Consider the following 13,383-nt stretch of genomic DNA (forward strand, 5'->3'; position numbering starts at 1 on the left):
CTCCTTGGCCGGGCTCCTTGGCCGGGTGCTGCGGTGCACATTACGCAAATGCAATACGGAATGCCTTAGACATCGGCCGCGGGCTGTGGCAGGCTCCGTGTGTCACCTACATGACAGGAGGCAATGGCTGATGTCGCTGAACACGCATCTCTCCGAGCTTGAGCGTAAGCACGAATCGTTGGAGCGCGAGATCCAGGACGCAATCACCCACCTCTCCACAGACGACTTGCGAGTTGTAGAACTCAAGCGGCGAAAGCTTCACCTGAAGGATGAGATCAGTCGCCTGCGGACGACGTCCACCCGCGTGATGCACTAGCCCGGAAAAATTCTCCAGCGCCGCCGCGCCAGCGTTCGACGCGGCGGCCCCTGACTGGAGGACATTCGCCTAGCCCCGGCACCGTCGGAGCCGCCCGACCCGGGCGATTGAAGTCTTCCTTCTTTCTTGTCCTTCTCCGTCGCTATTTCGACGCACCATTTCTTAGATGGGACTGCAAGATTTCGTTTTTAACTGCAGGTTGCCTCGCCTTGCCGGCCGATGTGTCCGGTAGACCTTTCGCATCGACTCGACGACGCCCAGACCTGCAGCAAGCTCTCGGGCCGCGGTCGAGGGATCCTTTTTGGCCTGTTTTGCATCGGCGTGACGGCTATCGCGCCAGAATCCTCCCCCTACGAAACTCTGGCTTGCCCGAGTTTCGCATCCCTGTGCCCAAATCAGGCAAGTCCGGTTTGGGAGGGGGGAGGGTGCCCCTCGGATGCGGGGCGGGACGGGGGGCGACGCTTCCGGAGAGGTCGCGACATTCAAGGGCACGTCTGGATCAGCGCCGCGCTGCCCCACTCCCGGCCCTACTGACGCGGGGGTCGCCCTCCCCCGCAGATGCTGGCTGATTCACACTTTTCCTCTGAGGTCTAACTATCTGTCAGTATATGCGCCTCCCCTCCCCACAGGGGGAGGCGCACTATCTTCAAAGGAAGAAGCACCGGACCGAGATGTGTGAATGCAATAGCCCGCAAAGGGGGAGGGTTGCTGAGCGGCGTCTGTCGACATGCACCAAGTTACCTTCTGGTGCCATGAGCCCTGATGTTCGTCCATTCGCGGGCTGACCCCTCTCCAGCCGCTCGCGAAGCGACCGGACGATCGCGGAGTCGACAAAGCGGGCAAGCGGATTGCACCATCCCGCACAAGCGGTGATTCGGAATCCAGGCGCCGCTACTGCAAGTCCCTGGCGGTACTCGGCGGCTGGTCGTGCCAGCGGCTCCAGGCCCGGCGGAGCTGGCGCGGCGAGGCGAAGCCGGCCCGCTCGGCCACGCGCTCCATGTCGAGGCGGGTCCGGGCCAGCAGGTCGCGGGCGAGCGCCACCCGCAAGCCGTTGATGTAGCGGGGCAGGCTCATCCCGGCATGGCGGTTGAACAGCCGCGACAGGTGGCGCGGGCTCGTGGCTGCGAGGTCGGCCAGTGCCTCCAGGGTCCAGGCCCGGGCCGGATCGGCGCTCACCGCGTCCTGCACCCGGTGGATCGCCGGGTGGAGGTGGTTGCGCCCTTCCAGCCAGGGCGAGAGCTGCGGGTCATGGCCGGCCCGGCGCAGGTAGACCACGAGGTAGCGCGCCACCGCCGCCGCGCAGGCCGGATCGACGAGGCGCGCCACGAGATGCAGCATCAGGTCGATCCCGGCGGTGATGCCGGCGCTGGTCAGGCGCTCGCGGTCCTCGACGAACAGGCGGTCCTCCAGCACCCGGGCGGCCGGCGCCAGCGCGGCCAGTTCCGCGCAGGCCGCGTGATGGGTGGTGCAGGCATGGCCGTCGAGGAGCCCGGCCCGGGCCGCCAGCAGGGCGCCGGAGCAGATCGAGACGAGGCGGTGCCCCGGTCGCACCTCGGCCCGCAGCCATGCGACGATCGCCGCTTCGGCCGCCCGCTCGTCCGCGCCCGGGGGCGAGGGATCGCCCAGCACGAGTTCCGCCGTGCCGGCGAGGACCACGATCGCCCCCTCCGGCAGCGGCGACGGCAGGGGCGCGAGCCCCGAGAGCCCGAGTCCGATCGAACTCGTCACCTCGGGGCAGGGCCCGACATGGCCGACCCGGAAGCGGATCCGGTCCTGGATCAGGTTGGCCTTGCGCAGGACCTCGACCGGCCCGGCCACGTCGAGGAGCAGGGTGCGCGGTGGGCACACCACCACGACAGGGATCTCGGCCGGCCCGCTCACGCGGCGAGGCGGGGCGCCGGTCCGGACAGCGCCTCCTCGACCGTGGCGATGCGGGCGAAGCGTCCGGCGAGAACCAGTTCGGTGCGGGCCCGGATCTCCTCGGCGCTCCAACGCCGCCCGGCGGCGTCCGTCATCGCGAAGGTCAGGGTCGCCTCGGCCACGTAATCGACGCCGTAGCCGAGATCGGAGGCGTGGCGTGTGGTGGTCTCGCAGCATTGCTCGGTGCGGATGCCGCTGACGATTAGCCGGCGGATGCCGTTGCGGGTCAGCCAGACGTCGAGCCCGCTGCCGACCAGGGCCGAATGGCGCCGCTTGTGGAACACCGCGTCCGGCGCGATCCGCAAGGGCTCCAGGGGACGGACATGGCCGGAGGCGAGGGAGAATGGTCCCGGGTTCTCGACAGGGGAGTCCTCGACGTGGAAGACCTGCACGACGGGGACGTTTTGCGCCACGGCGCCGTCGATCAAGGCCTGCTGGCGATCGAGGAAGCGGGGCAGGTCCGCCTCGTCCCAGTAGGGGCGGTGGCGAAAGGATTCCTGCACGTCGATGACGAGGAGGGCGGTGTCCGGCATGGGGCTGATCCTTAGCGGGTGGGACGGCGCCAGGATAGGCACCGTCCCGAGACCCGAAAGGCCGCGCCCGGACCGGAAGCGGACGAAAAAGGACAGGCATCAGTGCGGTCGGAAGACCCGCAGCCGGTGTCCGTCGGGATCGAGGGCCACGAAGGTGCGGCCGAAATCCAGGTCGGTCGGCGGCTGGAGGATCGACAGGCCCCTTGCCGCCCAGTCCGCGTGGGTAGCCTCCAGGGTGGCGTCGTCCACCACCGTGACGGCGATCTCGGTCCCGCCGCCGGTGACGGAAGCGGCCGGCGCGACGGTGTGGCGGGACCACAGGCCGAGCTTCAGCCCGGTCTCGAAGGCGAACAGCACGAAGGTCGGGCCCGCCTCGACCGGGGCGCGGCCGAGCAGGGCGGCGTAGAATCGCCCGCTCGCCTCGGGGTTGTCGACGTAGAGGAGGGTGTAGGTCGGCTGGAGCATCGTCGGGGTTCCCGTCTGGTGCGACGCCCCGGGATCTACGCGGCCCCGCTGACAGATTCCGGCAGCAGCGATCACGCGGCGGGCGCGATGCCCTGGAGCGCCCGCCACTCCCGCATCAAGGCATGGCGGGGGCGGGGATAGCGCTCCCCGGTGAGGGTCAGGGCCTCGACCCGGTCGGTGCGGAAATGGCGAAAGTCGTCCCTCGTCTCGCACCAGGCGACGACGACCCGCACCCGTTCGAAGAAGCCGAGGGCGAAGGGCCAGATCACCCGCTCCGATCCCGCCCCGCCGGCGTCGCGGTAGCGGATCGCCACCCTGTGCTGCGCCCGGATGGCACCGCGCAGGGCGGCGAGGTCGATGCGCTCCGGCACCGCCTCCGCCGGGCCGACGATCAACGTCGAGGTATCGAGCCGTTCGCGCAGCGCCTGTGGCAGGACGGCGGCGATCTTCGCCAGCGCATCGCCCGCCGCCGCCGCCAGGGGGTCGTCGGTCCGCGTCGCCACCCAGCGCATGCCGAGGACCAGGGCCTCGATCTCCTCCTCGCGGAACATCAGCGGCGGCAGGGTGAAGCCGGGGCGCAGGACGTAGCCGAGGCCCGGCTCGCCCTCGATCGCCGCCCCTTGCGCCTGGAGACTGGCGATGTCGCGGTAGAGGGTGCGCAGGCTGACGCCGGTCTCCTGCGCCAGGTGTCGCCCGCTCACCGGGCCGCGGTGGCGGCGCAGGACCTGGATGAGGTCGAGCAGGCGTTCGGCACGGGACATCGGGGCGGGCTCGCGGCGGATCGGACGCCGCGTCGTCGCAGACCCCGCTCCGAAGCGGAAGCCCCCGCCCGTCAGCGCGCCGCGACCACCGCCACGCCGGCCCCGACCATGACGCCGCCGGAGACCCGGTTCGCCCGCCGGACCGCCGCGCGGGTGCGAAGCGCGCGCCGCAGCCGTCCGGCGAGGAGAACGTGGCCGCCGATCACCAGGGCCTCGACCGCGACGATGACCGCCGCCAGGAGCCCGACCTGGGGTGGCGTGAGCGCGGCGCCGACGACGTTCGGCAGCAGGGCCAGATAGAACAGCGGCATCTTCGGGTTGCCGAGATTGAGGGCGATACCGGTGAGGAAGCCCGCTACGAGGCCCGGCCGCCTGCCGTCCGCGCGCTCGGCCGGCAGCACCGGCTCCGCGGTCCAGAGCCGGATCCCGGTCCAGACCAGGTAGGCCGCACCGGCATAGCGCAGGACCGTCATCGCCACCCCCATCTCCCGCGCCACCACGGCGAGGCCGGTGGCGGCGAGCACGAGGAAGGCCAGGATGCCCGCCACCATCCCGAGCCCGTAGGCGATCCCGGCGGCCGGCCCGTGCGACAAGGTGCGGGCGACGATGGTCATGTTGTCGGGCCCGGGGCTCGCGGCGAAGACCAGGAAGGCGGCCGCGAAGGCGAGAAGGGTGGCGGAATCCATGGGGCGCTCCGGATCGGCGACGAGAGATCGCAACCCTATCAAGAGCCGGGCCACGGATTCCGCCGGGTCAAGCCGACGCGCAGGCGGGTTCCGGGCGCTGCCGTCCGCGCCGCAGGCCCAGCAGCAGGGCGAGGGCGGTGGCGGCCGCCGCGGCGCCGGCCAGCGACACTGCCGGGAAGCCGAGACCCGCATCGATCACCGCGCCGCCCAACGCCGCCCCGATCGCGTTGCCGAGGTTGAAGGCACCGATATTCATCGCGGAGGCGAGGTTGGGCGCGGCGGCGGCCGCGGCGACCACCCGCATCTGGAGCGGCGGGACGATGGTGAAGCTCGCCACCCCCCACAGGAAGATCAGCGGCACGCTGGCCCATTCCGAGCGCATGCCCGCCGCGAACAGCACCAGGAGCACGATGAGGCCCGCCAGCGAACCCAGCAAGGCCCCGTCGAGGGAGCGGTCGGCCAGTCGCCCGCCGAGCCAGTTGCCGAGGGCGAGACCCAGCCCGTAGACGACCAGCATCGCCGTGACGAAGGCGGAACCGGCCCCGGTCTCCCCCCGCAGGATCGGCGCGATGTAGGTGAAGACGGTGAACATCGCGCTGGCGCCGAGCACGGTCAGCAGCAGGGCGGCGAGGACGGGGCCGTGCCGCAGCGCGCGCAGCTCCGCCCGCATGTCGGAGCCGGCCTCGACCGGCAGCGGCGGCAGCGAGAGCCGCAAGGCCAGCATGGCCGCGCCGCCGATCGCCGCAATGCCGAGGAAGACGAGGCGCCAGCCCAAAGCCTCGCCGATCCAGGCGGCGAGCGGCACGCCGCCGATCGTCGCGATCGTCAATCCTGAGAACATCGCGGCGACCGCCGAGGCGCGCCGCTGCGGCGCCACCAGACCCGCCGCGACCACCGCGCCGATGCCGAAGAAGGCGCCGTGGTTGAAGGAGGTGACGACCCGGGCGGCGAGCAGCGTGCCGTATCCGCCGGCCAGGCCCGAGAGCAGGTTGCCGAGGGTGAACACGCCCATCAGGCCGATCAGCAGGGCCCGGCGCGGCGTGCGGGCGAAGAGCAGCGTCATCAGCGGCGCGCCGACGAGGACGCCGACCGCGTAGGCGCTGACCAGCAGGCCCGCCGCCGGAATCGAGACCCCGAGATCGGCGGCGATGGTCGGCAGCATGCCCATCGGGGCGAATTCGGTGACGCCGATGCCGAAGGCGCCGATCGCCAGCGCCAGCAGGGGTGGGTTGATCGTCTTCGGACGAATCGTCATGGAAAGCTCCCCGGTTGTTCCGGGCCGGAATTACGTCGACCGCGAGGAGGGCGGTAGCCGGGCTTGCGGACCAGGATCTGTGCGTGGGAGTCACGAATGGCGCGCGACGCGACCGACCGGGCCGGGGAGATGGCGGCCTTCGCCGCGGTGGTCCGGGCCGGCAGCCTGTCGGGCGCCGCGCGGTCGCTGGGCCTGACCCCGTCCGCGGTCAGCCGCATCGTCGCGCGCATCGAGGCCCGGCTCGGCGTGCGCCTGATCGTGCGCACGACGCGCAGCCTGCACCTCACGGCGGAGGGCGAGACCTATGCCCGGGCGGCGTGCCGCGTGCTGGCCGATCTCGACGAGGTCGAGAGCACCATCGCCGACCAGGCCTCGCCGCGCGGCCGGGTCCGGGTCAGCGCCGCCACCGCCCATGGGCGCCTCGTCGTGGTGCCGCTGCTGGCGGAGTTCGTCGCGCGCTACCCCGAGATCACCGTCGAGATCGATCTCAGCGACCAGATCGCCGACGTGCTCGGCGGCCGGGTCGACGTGGCGATCCGCTTCGGGCCGCTGGCCGACAGCCCGCTCACCGCCCGCCGCCTCGGCGAGACCGGCCGCATGGTGGTGGCGGCCCCGTCCTACCTCGCCCGGGCCGGCGTGCCGCGGGTCCCGGCCGATCTCGCCCGGCACAATTGCCTGGATTTCAGCTTCCGGCGCATCGAGCCGGGCTGGCCGTTCCGCGAGGCGGGACGCGACGTGCTGCTCGCGGTGCGGGGCAACCTGACGGCCAATAGCGGCGAGACGCTGGTGCAGCTGGCGGTCCAGGGGGTCGGCATCACCCGGGTGGGCACCTTCCATATCGGCGAGGAGGTGGCGAGCGGCCGGCTCGTCCCTCTCCTCGAAGCCTACAACCCGCAGGACCGCGAGAGCATCCACGCGGTCTTCGTCGGCGGCGCCACGGTGCCGGCACGGGTGCGCGTCCTGGTCGATTTCCTGGCGGAGCGGATGCGCACCCGGTCGGGCGACGGTTGATACGCCTGCGGCAGCCGCCCGTCAGTGCTCTCCGACTTCGCCCAGATGCGCCAGCAGCGCCTCGGCCACCTTCTCCGGTGCCTCGCGGGTCGGGAAGTGGCCGACCCCCTCCAGCTCCACCTGGCGGTAGGCCGCGGTGAAGAACTGCTTCTGGCCCTCGAACGAGGCCGGCAGCACGCAGGTGTCGGTTGCGCCGTGGATCACCAGGGTCGGCACCGCGATGCTCGGGGCTGCCTCGGCCGCCTGCCGCAACTCGGCAAAGCGCGGATCGGCTGCGTCGGCGCCCCAGCGCGAGCGGTAGAAGTTGAGGGTGACGGCGGCCCAGTCCGGGTTCTGGAACGATGGCGCGGTCTTCGAAAAGGTCTCGTCGGTGAACCAGGGGCCGGGCGGGCTCCAGGCCACCCATTGCTCGCGGGCGAAGGCCAGGGGATTCTCGCGCACGAAAGCGGCCCCCGGCTCGGTGTTCATGAACCACTGGTACCAGAAGGCCCGGACCTGCGGCAGCGGCGGCACGCCGATGCGGCCGGGGGCCCAGGGCACCGAGAGCGCGGCGAGCGAGGAGACCCGCTGCGGCCGGGCGGCGGCGAGCATGTAGGCGACGCGAGCCCCCCAATCGTGCCCGACCACCGGCAGGCGCGAGAAGCCCAAGCCATCCATGAAGGCCAGGATGTCGGTGGCGAGCGCCGCCGTCTCGCCGGTCCTCGGGGCCTCCGGGTTCAGGAATTTCGTCGGGCCGCAGCCGCGCCAATAGGGCACGATGGTGCGCCAGCCGGCGGCGTTCAGCAACGGCACCACGCCGTCGAAGGTCCGCGGGTCGTCCGGCCAGCCGTGCAGCAGCAGGACGGGCTGGCCCATGTCGGGGCCGGAAGCCTCGTAGGTGATCTCGACCTCGCCGGCCGTGACGCTGTTGACGTCCATGGGCACTACTCCCCCGTACACGAAACGCTAAGGGGCGGGACCCGCGAAGGTCCCGCCCCATGCACCCCTGAAGCCTCAGATGGGTCAGCCGATGATCTTGTCGATGGTGATCGGCAGCTCGCGGATGCGCTTGCCGGTGGCGTGGAACACCGCGTTCGCCACCGCGGCGGCGGCGCCGACGATGCCGATCTCGCCGAGACCCTTGACGCCGAGCGGGCTGACCTTGTCGTCGTGCTCGTCGACGAAGATCACCTCAATGTCGTGGATGTCCGCATTCACCGGCACGTGGTACTCGCCGAGATTGTGGTTCATGATCCGGCCGAGGTTGTGGTCGAGCATCGACTCCTCTTCGAGCGCTGCCCCGATCCCCATCACCACCCCGCCGAGGATCTGGCTGCGGGCGGTCTTGAGGTTGAGAATCTTGCCCGCCGCGATGGCGCTGACGATGCGGGTGACCCGCACCACGCCGAGATCCTCGTCGATCTTCACCTCGGCGAAGACCGCCGAGTGGGTGTAGGCCGAGAAGCGCATGTTGGTGAGCATGCTGGGCTTCACCGTCTCGGTCGCCTCGACCCGCTCGACGCCGCCGGCCCGCATCGCATCGGCGATTCCCACCTTTCGCGAGGGGTCGCCCTGGAGCCGGATCTCGCCGCCCGCGAAGGTGACATGGGCGAAATCGGCATTGGCGAGCGGCGAGTCGGCCATGCCGCGGGCATAGCCGAACAGCTTCTCCGCCACCGTCCGGCAGGCCGCCTGCACCGCCGCCCCGGACGAGGCCGCGGTCCAGGACCCGCCGGCGAGCGGCGCCTCGGGCAACGCCGTGTCGCCGAGCCGGGTGGTGACATGGTCGAGGTCGAGGCCGAGGGCGTCGGCGCCGATCTGGGCCAGGATCGTGTAGGTGCCGGTCCCGAGATCGGCGGTGGAGCAGGCGAGTTCGAGCTTGCCGTCGGGCGTGAGCGTGGCGCTCGCGCTCGATTGCATCATCATCGCCTCCCACACCCCGGTCGCCATGCCCCAGCCGACGAGCTCGCGCCCGTCGCGCATCGCGCGCGGCTCAGGCTTGCGCTTGCCCCAGCCGAACTTCGCCGCGCCCTGCTCGTAGGCGGCGCGCAGGGCCTTCGAGGTGAACTCCTTGTCCTCGCCCTCGTCGCGCTCGGCATAGTTGCGCAGGCGCAATTCCAGCGGATCGACGCCGGTGGCGTAGGCGAGTTCGTCCATCGCCGATTCGAGGGCGAAGATGCCGGTGACGGCACCGGGCGCCCGCATGTCGGAGGGGGTGTAGGTGTCGATCTTGGCGAGCTTGTAGTCGAGCGTGACGTTGGGGCAGTGGTAGAGCAGGCCCGACCAGTTGACGACCGCTTCCTGGTAATCCTCGAAGGTCGAGGTGCCGGCGACCGCGTCGTGGGTGAGCGCCTGGAGCCGCCCGTCCTTGTCGGCGCCGAGCGCCACATTCTGGTAGGTCTCGGGCCGGTAGCCGAAGGTGAACATCTGGTCGCGGGTCAGCACCACCCGAACCGAGCGCTTGAGGTCGAGGGCGGCCGAGACCGCGAGATAGAGCTGGTATTGCGGCCGCAACCCCGAGCCGAACCCGCCGCCGACGTAAGGGGTGATCACCCGAACGTCGTCGGGCTTCAGGCCGAACACGCTGCAGACATAGGCCTGCGAGTTGTTCACGCCCTGGATCTTGTCGTGGATGGTGAGCTTGCCGTCGGCCTCGTAGACCACCGTCGAGGCGTGCGGCTCCATCGGGTTGTGGTGCTCGATCGGCTGCTTGTACTCCTGCCGCAGCTGGATCGGCGCCGCGTCGTAGGCGCCGGCGGCGTCGCCGCGCGGGTCCGGCGGCGGCTTGATGCCGGAGCGCTTCTTCGGCGGCACGTAAGCCGCGTCACGGTTCTTCTCGAGGTCGGTGTTCGGGGCTTCCTCGGAATAGGTCACCTTGACGAGGCTGGCGCCGTGGCGGGCGAGCTCGAAGCTCTCGGCGACGACGAGCGCCACCGGCTGGCCGCCATAGACGATCTCGGGGCCGTTCAGCGCCCGGAACGGCGAGCCGGGCGGCGCGACCTGATCGCGGTAATTGTAGTCGAGCCAGGCGGTGCGCGGCTTGTTCTCGTGGGTGAACACCTTGATCACGCCGGGCACCGCCTCGGCGGCCTTTGTGTCGATCGCCGTGATGCGGCCCTTGGCGATGGCGCTCGACACGACCACGCCGTGGGCGAGGTCGGGGGCAGTGAACTCGGCGGCGTACTTGGCGGCGCCCGTCACCTTGGCGGGGCCGTCGAGCCGGCTCCGCGCGGTGCCGACATAATGCGAGGGGGTTGCCATGGCGATCCTCTAGGCGATGCGCTTGTCGGTCTGGGATTGCGGCGTGCCGGCGGCGGCTTGGACCAAGCCCCGCACGATGGCGCGCCGCGCCAGCTCGACCTTGAAGGCGTTGTGGGAATAGGGCCGGGCCTCGGCCAGGATCACGTCCGCGGCCTCGCGGAACGTCTCCGGAGTCGCGGGCTTGCCGGCCAGGCGAGCCTCGGCTTCCGCATTGCGCCAGGGCTTGTGGGCGACGCCGCCGAGCGCCAGGCGCGCGGTCTTGATCGTGTCGCCGTCCATCTCGAGGACTGCCGCGACCGAGACCAGCGCGAAGGCGTAGGACAGACGATCGCGCAGCTTCAGGTAGGTGTAGTGCTTCGAGAAGTCCTCGTCCGGCAGGTCGACCGACAGCACGATCTCGCCGTGGCGGAGCGTGGTGTCGCGGTGCGGCTCGTCGCCCGGCAGGCGGTGGAACTCGGCGAAGGGGATGCTGCGGCGGCCGTTCGGCCCCTCGACCTGCACGGTCGCGTTCAGCGCCGCGAGTGCCACGCACATGTCGGACGGATGGGTGGCGATACACTTATCCGACGCGCCGAGGATGGCGTGGATGCGGTTGACGCCGGTCATCGCCGGGCAGCCGCTGCCGGGCTCGCGCTTATTGCAGGGCGTGCCCTCGTCGTAGAAATAATAGCAGCGGGTGCGCTGGAGCAGGTTGCCGCCGGTGGTGGCGGCGTTGCGTAGTTGCGGCGAGGCGCCGGCGAGGAGCGCGCTCGCGAGCAGCGGATAGCGCTCGTTGACCAGCGGGTCGTAGGCGACGGTGGCGTTCGGCACCAGCGCGCCGAGACGCAGGCCGCCCTCGTGCTGGACGATCTCGTCGAGGGGCAGGCGGGTGATGTCGACGAGCCGGCCCGGCCGCTCGACGTTGTACTTCATCAGGTCGACGAGGTTGGTGCCCCCGGCGATGAAGCGCGCCGCCGGATCGGCGGCGAGCGCCTGCACGGCCTCCTGCACGGTGCCGGCGCGGGTATACTCGAACCGGTTCATTCCGCGGCCTCCCGGAACGACGACGCCTTGCTCTTCAGGACGTCCTCGACGGCGTCGACGATGTTGGAATAGGCGCCGCAGCGGCAGATGTTGCCGCTCATGTGCTCGCGGATCTCCTCCCGCGAGCGGGCCCGCCCCTCCTCGATCAGCGCCACCGCCGACATGATCTGGCCCGGCGTGCAGTAGCCGCACTGGAACGCGTCGTGCTCGACGAACGCGGCCTGGACCGGATGGAGGGCCCCCGAGGACAGGCCCTCGATGGTGGTGACCGTGGCACCGTCCTTCTGCACCGCCAGCGCGAGGCAGGAATTGATGCGCTTGCCGTCGACGATCACCGTGCAGGCGCCGCACTGGCCGTGGTCGCAGCCCTTCTTGGTGCCGGTGAGATCGAGCTCCTCGCGCAGGAGGTCGAGCAGGGTGGTCCAGGGCGCGACCTGGAGCCGCCGCTCCTGCCCGTTGACCGTGAGGGTGACCGGGATCGTGCCCGGTGGGGCGGAGGAGCCGCTTTCGCTCAGCATGGATCTGCCATCGATCGAGAGGGGGCCCGGCACCGGCGCGCACCGAGAGGGCGCGCGACCCTGGGCCGGGCGGCATACCCGATAACCGTTCCAAGGTGTGGTCGTTCCCCGAGGGGGTATCGGGGCGCGAAGCGCGCCATGCACCCGACGCCGTCCATCGCCCGCACCTCGCCGCTTCTGGCCGCCGCGCCGCTGCGCTAGTGATGGCGTCACCGCGGCCGGACACCCGTCCCCGCGCCCGCTACGACGCGAACCCGGAGACACCGCATGGCCGCGCTTGACCGGATCCTCAACGACATCGACCGCGACCTCGACACCTCCCTGGAGCGGCTCTTCGCCTTCCTGCGCATCCAGTCGATCTCGACCGATCCGGCCTATGCGGCGGAATGCCGGAAGGCGGCGGAGTGGCTCAAAGGCGATCTTTCCGCCATGGGCTTCGAGGCCTCCCTGCGCGAGACCGGCGGCCATCCGGTGGTGCTCGCGCATTACGCCAAGCCCGGCGCCCCGCACGTGCTGTTCTACGGCCATTACGACGTGCAGCCGGTCGATCCGCTCGATGAGTGGGAGACGCCGCCCTTCGAGCCGCGCATGGCGACCCTGCCGGACGGCCGCAAGGCCATCGTTGCCCGGGGCGCCTGCGACGACAAGGGCCAGGTGATGACCTTCGTCGAGGCCTGCCGTGCCTTCAAGGCGATCGACGGCGCGTTGCCGGTCGGCGTCACCCTGCTGATCGAGGGGGCGGAGGAGGACGGCTCGAAGTTCCTGCCCGAATGGGTCGCGGCGAATCGCGAGGAGCTGAAGGCCGACGTGGCGCTCGTCTGCGACACCGGGATGTGGGACCGCGATACCCCGGCCATCACCTCGTCGCTGCGGGGCTTGGCCTATTTCGAGGTCACGGTGGCGTGCGCCGACCGCGACCTGCATTCGGGTCTGTTCGGGGGGGCTGCCGCCAACCCGATCCGGGTGCTTTCGCGCATCATCGCCGACCTGCACGACGAGCAGGGCCGGGTCACCGTGCCGGGCTTCTACGACGGCGTCCACGAGACGCCGGACGCGGTGCTGGAGCAGTGGCGCGGCCTGAACCTGACGCCCGAGAGCTTCCTCGGCACCGTCGGCCTGAACCTGCCGGCGGGGGAGCGCGACCGGATGCTGATCGAGCAGATCCAGTCCCGCCCGACCTGCGACGCCAACGGCATCATCGGCGGCTATACCGGCGAAGGCACCAAGACGGTGATCGCCGCGAAGGCCAGTGCCAAGATCTCGTTCCGCCTCGTCGGCGACCAGGACCCCGAGGCGCTCGACCGCAACTTCCGCGCCTTCGTGAAAGAGCGCATCCCGGCCGATTGCTCGGTCGAGATCGTCACCCATAAGGGCTCGCGGGCGCTCGCTCTGCCCCACGGCATGCCGGCGTTGGAGGCCGCCAAGGGCGCGCTCGCCGAGGAATGGGGCCGGGCCCCGGTGACCATCGGCTCGGGCGGCTCGATCCCGATCGTCGGCGACTTCAAGCGCACGCTCGGCCTCGACACGCTCTTGGTCGGCTTCGGCCTCGACGACGACCGGGTGCATTCGCCGAACGAGAAGTACGACCTCCAGAGCTTCCACAAGGGGACCCGCTCCTGGGCGCGGATCCTGGCGGCTCTCGCGAAGTAGGACGG

General features: G+C 70.8%; 13 protein-coding genes. 3 read left to right on the forward strand and 10 right to left on the reverse strand.

All coding sequences use genetic code 11. The features are described 5' to 3' along the window. Positions 1–130: 130 nt before the first annotated feature. Positions 131–316, forward strand: a complete 186-nt coding sequence (locus HBB12_RS03960) for a YdcH family protein (protein ID WP_236988162.1) — start codon at positions 131–133, stop codon at positions 314–316. Positions 317–1,207: 891 nt separating this feature from the next. On the opposite strand, the gene HBB12_RS03965 is transcribed toward HBB12_RS03960, so the two are convergent. The 6 genes from HBB12_RS03965 to HBB12_RS03990 all read right to left on the reverse strand — a co-directional run bounded on the left by HBB12_RS03965 (position 1,208) and on the right by HBB12_RS03990 (position 5,936). Continuing rightward, complete coding sequence (locus HBB12_RS03965) at positions 1,208–2,170, reverse strand: GlxA family transcriptional regulator (protein ID WP_236988163.1); 963 nt, start codon at positions 2,168–2,170, stop codon at positions 1,208–1,210. A 23-nt stretch (positions 2,171–2,193) separates the two neighbouring features. Then, on the reverse strand, positions 2,194–2,769 hold the full coding sequence (locus tag HBB12_RS03970) for an isochorismatase family protein (RefSeq protein WP_236988164.1): 576 nt from the start codon (positions 2,767–2,769) through the stop codon (positions 2,194–2,196). A gap of 99 nt (positions 2,770–2,868) precedes the next feature. Further along, positions 2,869–3,234 carry a VOC family protein gene (locus HBB12_RS03975; RefSeq protein WP_236988165.1) on the reverse strand — a complete coding sequence of 122 codons (366 nt, stop codon included), beginning with the start codon at positions 3,232–3,234 and terminating at the stop codon, positions 2,869–2,871. A gap of 71 nt (positions 3,235–3,305) precedes the next feature. Continuing rightward, positions 3,306–3,995, reverse strand: a complete 690-nt coding sequence (locus HBB12_RS03980) for a helix-turn-helix transcriptional regulator (protein WP_236988166.1) — start codon at positions 3,993–3,995, stop codon at positions 3,306–3,308. 71 nt (positions 3,996–4,066) lie between these two features. Continuing rightward, positions 4,067–4,681, reverse strand: coding sequence for a LysE family translocator (locus HBB12_RS03985; protein WP_236988167.1), 615 nt, complete (start codon positions 4,679–4,681; stop codon positions 4,067–4,069). Positions 4,682–4,748: 67 nt separating this feature from the next. Next, positions 4,749–5,936 (reverse strand): MFS transporter, encoded by a 1,188-nt coding sequence (locus HBB12_RS03990; RefSeq protein ID WP_236988168.1) that lies wholly within the window; start codon positions 5,934–5,936, stop codon positions 4,749–4,751. 96 nt (positions 5,937–6,032) lie between these two features. Here HBB12_RS03990 and HBB12_RS03995 point away from each other — a divergent pair, with 96 nt between their 5' ends. Continuing rightward, a complete protein-coding gene (locus tag HBB12_RS03995; protein ID WP_236988169.1) occupies positions 6,033–6,947 on the forward strand; it encodes a LysR family transcriptional regulator in 915 nt (304 codons plus the stop codon). 21 nt (positions 6,948–6,968) lie between these two features. Here HBB12_RS03995 and HBB12_RS04000 read toward each other — a convergent pair whose 3' ends face one another. The 4 genes from HBB12_RS04000 to HBB12_RS04015 all read right to left on the reverse strand — a co-directional run bounded on the left by HBB12_RS04000 (position 6,969) and on the right by HBB12_RS04015 (position 11,728). Then, entirely contained in the window at positions 6,969–7,865 is an 897-nt protein-coding gene (locus HBB12_RS04000; protein ID WP_236988170.1) for an alpha/beta fold hydrolase, read from the reverse strand. A gap of 84 nt (positions 7,866–7,949) precedes the next feature. Continuing rightward, positions 7,950–10,187: a xanthine dehydrogenase family protein molybdopterin-binding subunit gene (locus HBB12_RS04005; RefSeq protein WP_236988171.1), complete on the reverse strand. Its 2,238-nt coding sequence runs from the start codon at positions 10,185–10,187 to the stop codon at positions 7,950–7,952. Between the two features lie 9 nt (positions 10,188–10,196). Continuing rightward, positions 10,197–11,210: an FAD binding domain-containing protein gene (locus tag HBB12_RS04010; RefSeq protein WP_236988172.1), complete on the reverse strand. Its 1,014-nt coding sequence runs from the start codon at positions 11,208–11,210 to the stop codon at positions 10,197–10,199. Further along, the gene (locus HBB12_RS04015) at positions 11,207–11,728 is read right to left on the reverse strand and encodes a (2Fe-2S)-binding protein (RefSeq protein WP_236988173.1); all 522 of its coding nucleotides are present in this window, start codon (positions 11,726–11,728) and stop codon (positions 11,207–11,209) included. Before HBB12_RS04015 ends, HBB12_RS04010 begins: the two co-directional genes overlap by 4 nt. 267 nt (positions 11,729–11,995) lie before the next feature. Between HBB12_RS04015 and HBB12_RS04020 the strand changes: the two genes are divergently transcribed. After that, complete coding sequence (locus tag HBB12_RS04020) at positions 11,996–13,378, forward strand: M20/M25/M40 family metallo-hydrolase (protein ID WP_236988174.1); 1,383 nt, start codon at positions 11,996–11,998, stop codon at positions 13,376–13,378. Positions 13,379–13,383 lie beyond the last annotated feature (5 nt).

Source organism: Methylobacterium sp. SyP6R, from assembly GCF_019216885.1.
Lineage (GTDB): Bacteria > Pseudomonadota > Alphaproteobacteria > Rhizobiales > Beijerinckiaceae > Methylobacterium.

Excerpts from the sequence above, each read along its gene's own strand:
- HBB12_RS03960 (WP_236988162.1), top strand. The coding sequence starts at position 131 with ATGTCGCTGAACACGCATCTCTCCGAGCTTGAGCGTAAGCACGAATCG.
- HBB12_RS03970 (WP_236988164.1), bottom strand. The coding sequence starts at position 2,769 with ATGCCGGACACCGCCCTCCTCGTCATCGACGTGCAGGAATCCTTTCGC.
- HBB12_RS03975 (WP_236988165.1), bottom strand. The coding sequence starts at position 3,234 with ATGCTCCAGCCGACCTACACCCTCCTCTACGTCGACAACCCCGAGGCG.
- HBB12_RS03980 (WP_236988166.1), bottom strand. The coding sequence starts at position 3,995 with ATGTCCCGTGCCGAACGCCTGCTCGACCTCATCCAGGTCCTGCGCCGC.
- HBB12_RS03985 (WP_236988167.1), bottom strand. The coding sequence starts at position 4,681 with ATGGATTCCGCCACCCTTCTCGCCTTCGCGGCCGCCTTCCTGGTCTTC.
- HBB12_RS03990 (WP_236988168.1), bottom strand. The coding sequence starts at position 5,936 with ATGACGATTCGTCCGAAGACGATCAACCCACCCCTGCTGGCGCTGGCG.
- HBB12_RS03995 (WP_236988169.1), top strand. The coding sequence starts at position 6,033 with ATGGCGCGCGACGCGACCGACCGGGCCGGGGAGATGGCGGCCTTCGCC.
- HBB12_RS04000 (WP_236988170.1), bottom strand. The coding sequence starts at position 7,865 with ATGGACGTCAACAGCGTCACGGCCGGCGAGGTCGAGATCACCTACGAG.
- HBB12_RS04005 (WP_236988171.1), bottom strand. The coding sequence starts at position 10,187 with ATGGCAACCCCCTCGCATTATGTCGGCACCGCGCGGAGCCGGCTCGAC.
- HBB12_RS04010 (WP_236988172.1), bottom strand. The coding sequence starts at position 11,210 with ATGAACCGGTTCGAGTATACCCGCGCCGGCACCGTGCAGGAGGCCGTG.
- HBB12_RS04015 (WP_236988173.1), bottom strand. The coding sequence starts at position 11,728 with ATGCTGAGCGAAAGCGGCTCCTCCGCCCCACCGGGCACGATCCCGGTC.
- HBB12_RS04020 (WP_236988174.1), top strand. The coding sequence starts at position 11,996 with ATGGCCGCGCTTGACCGGATCCTCAACGACATCGACCGCGACCTCGAC.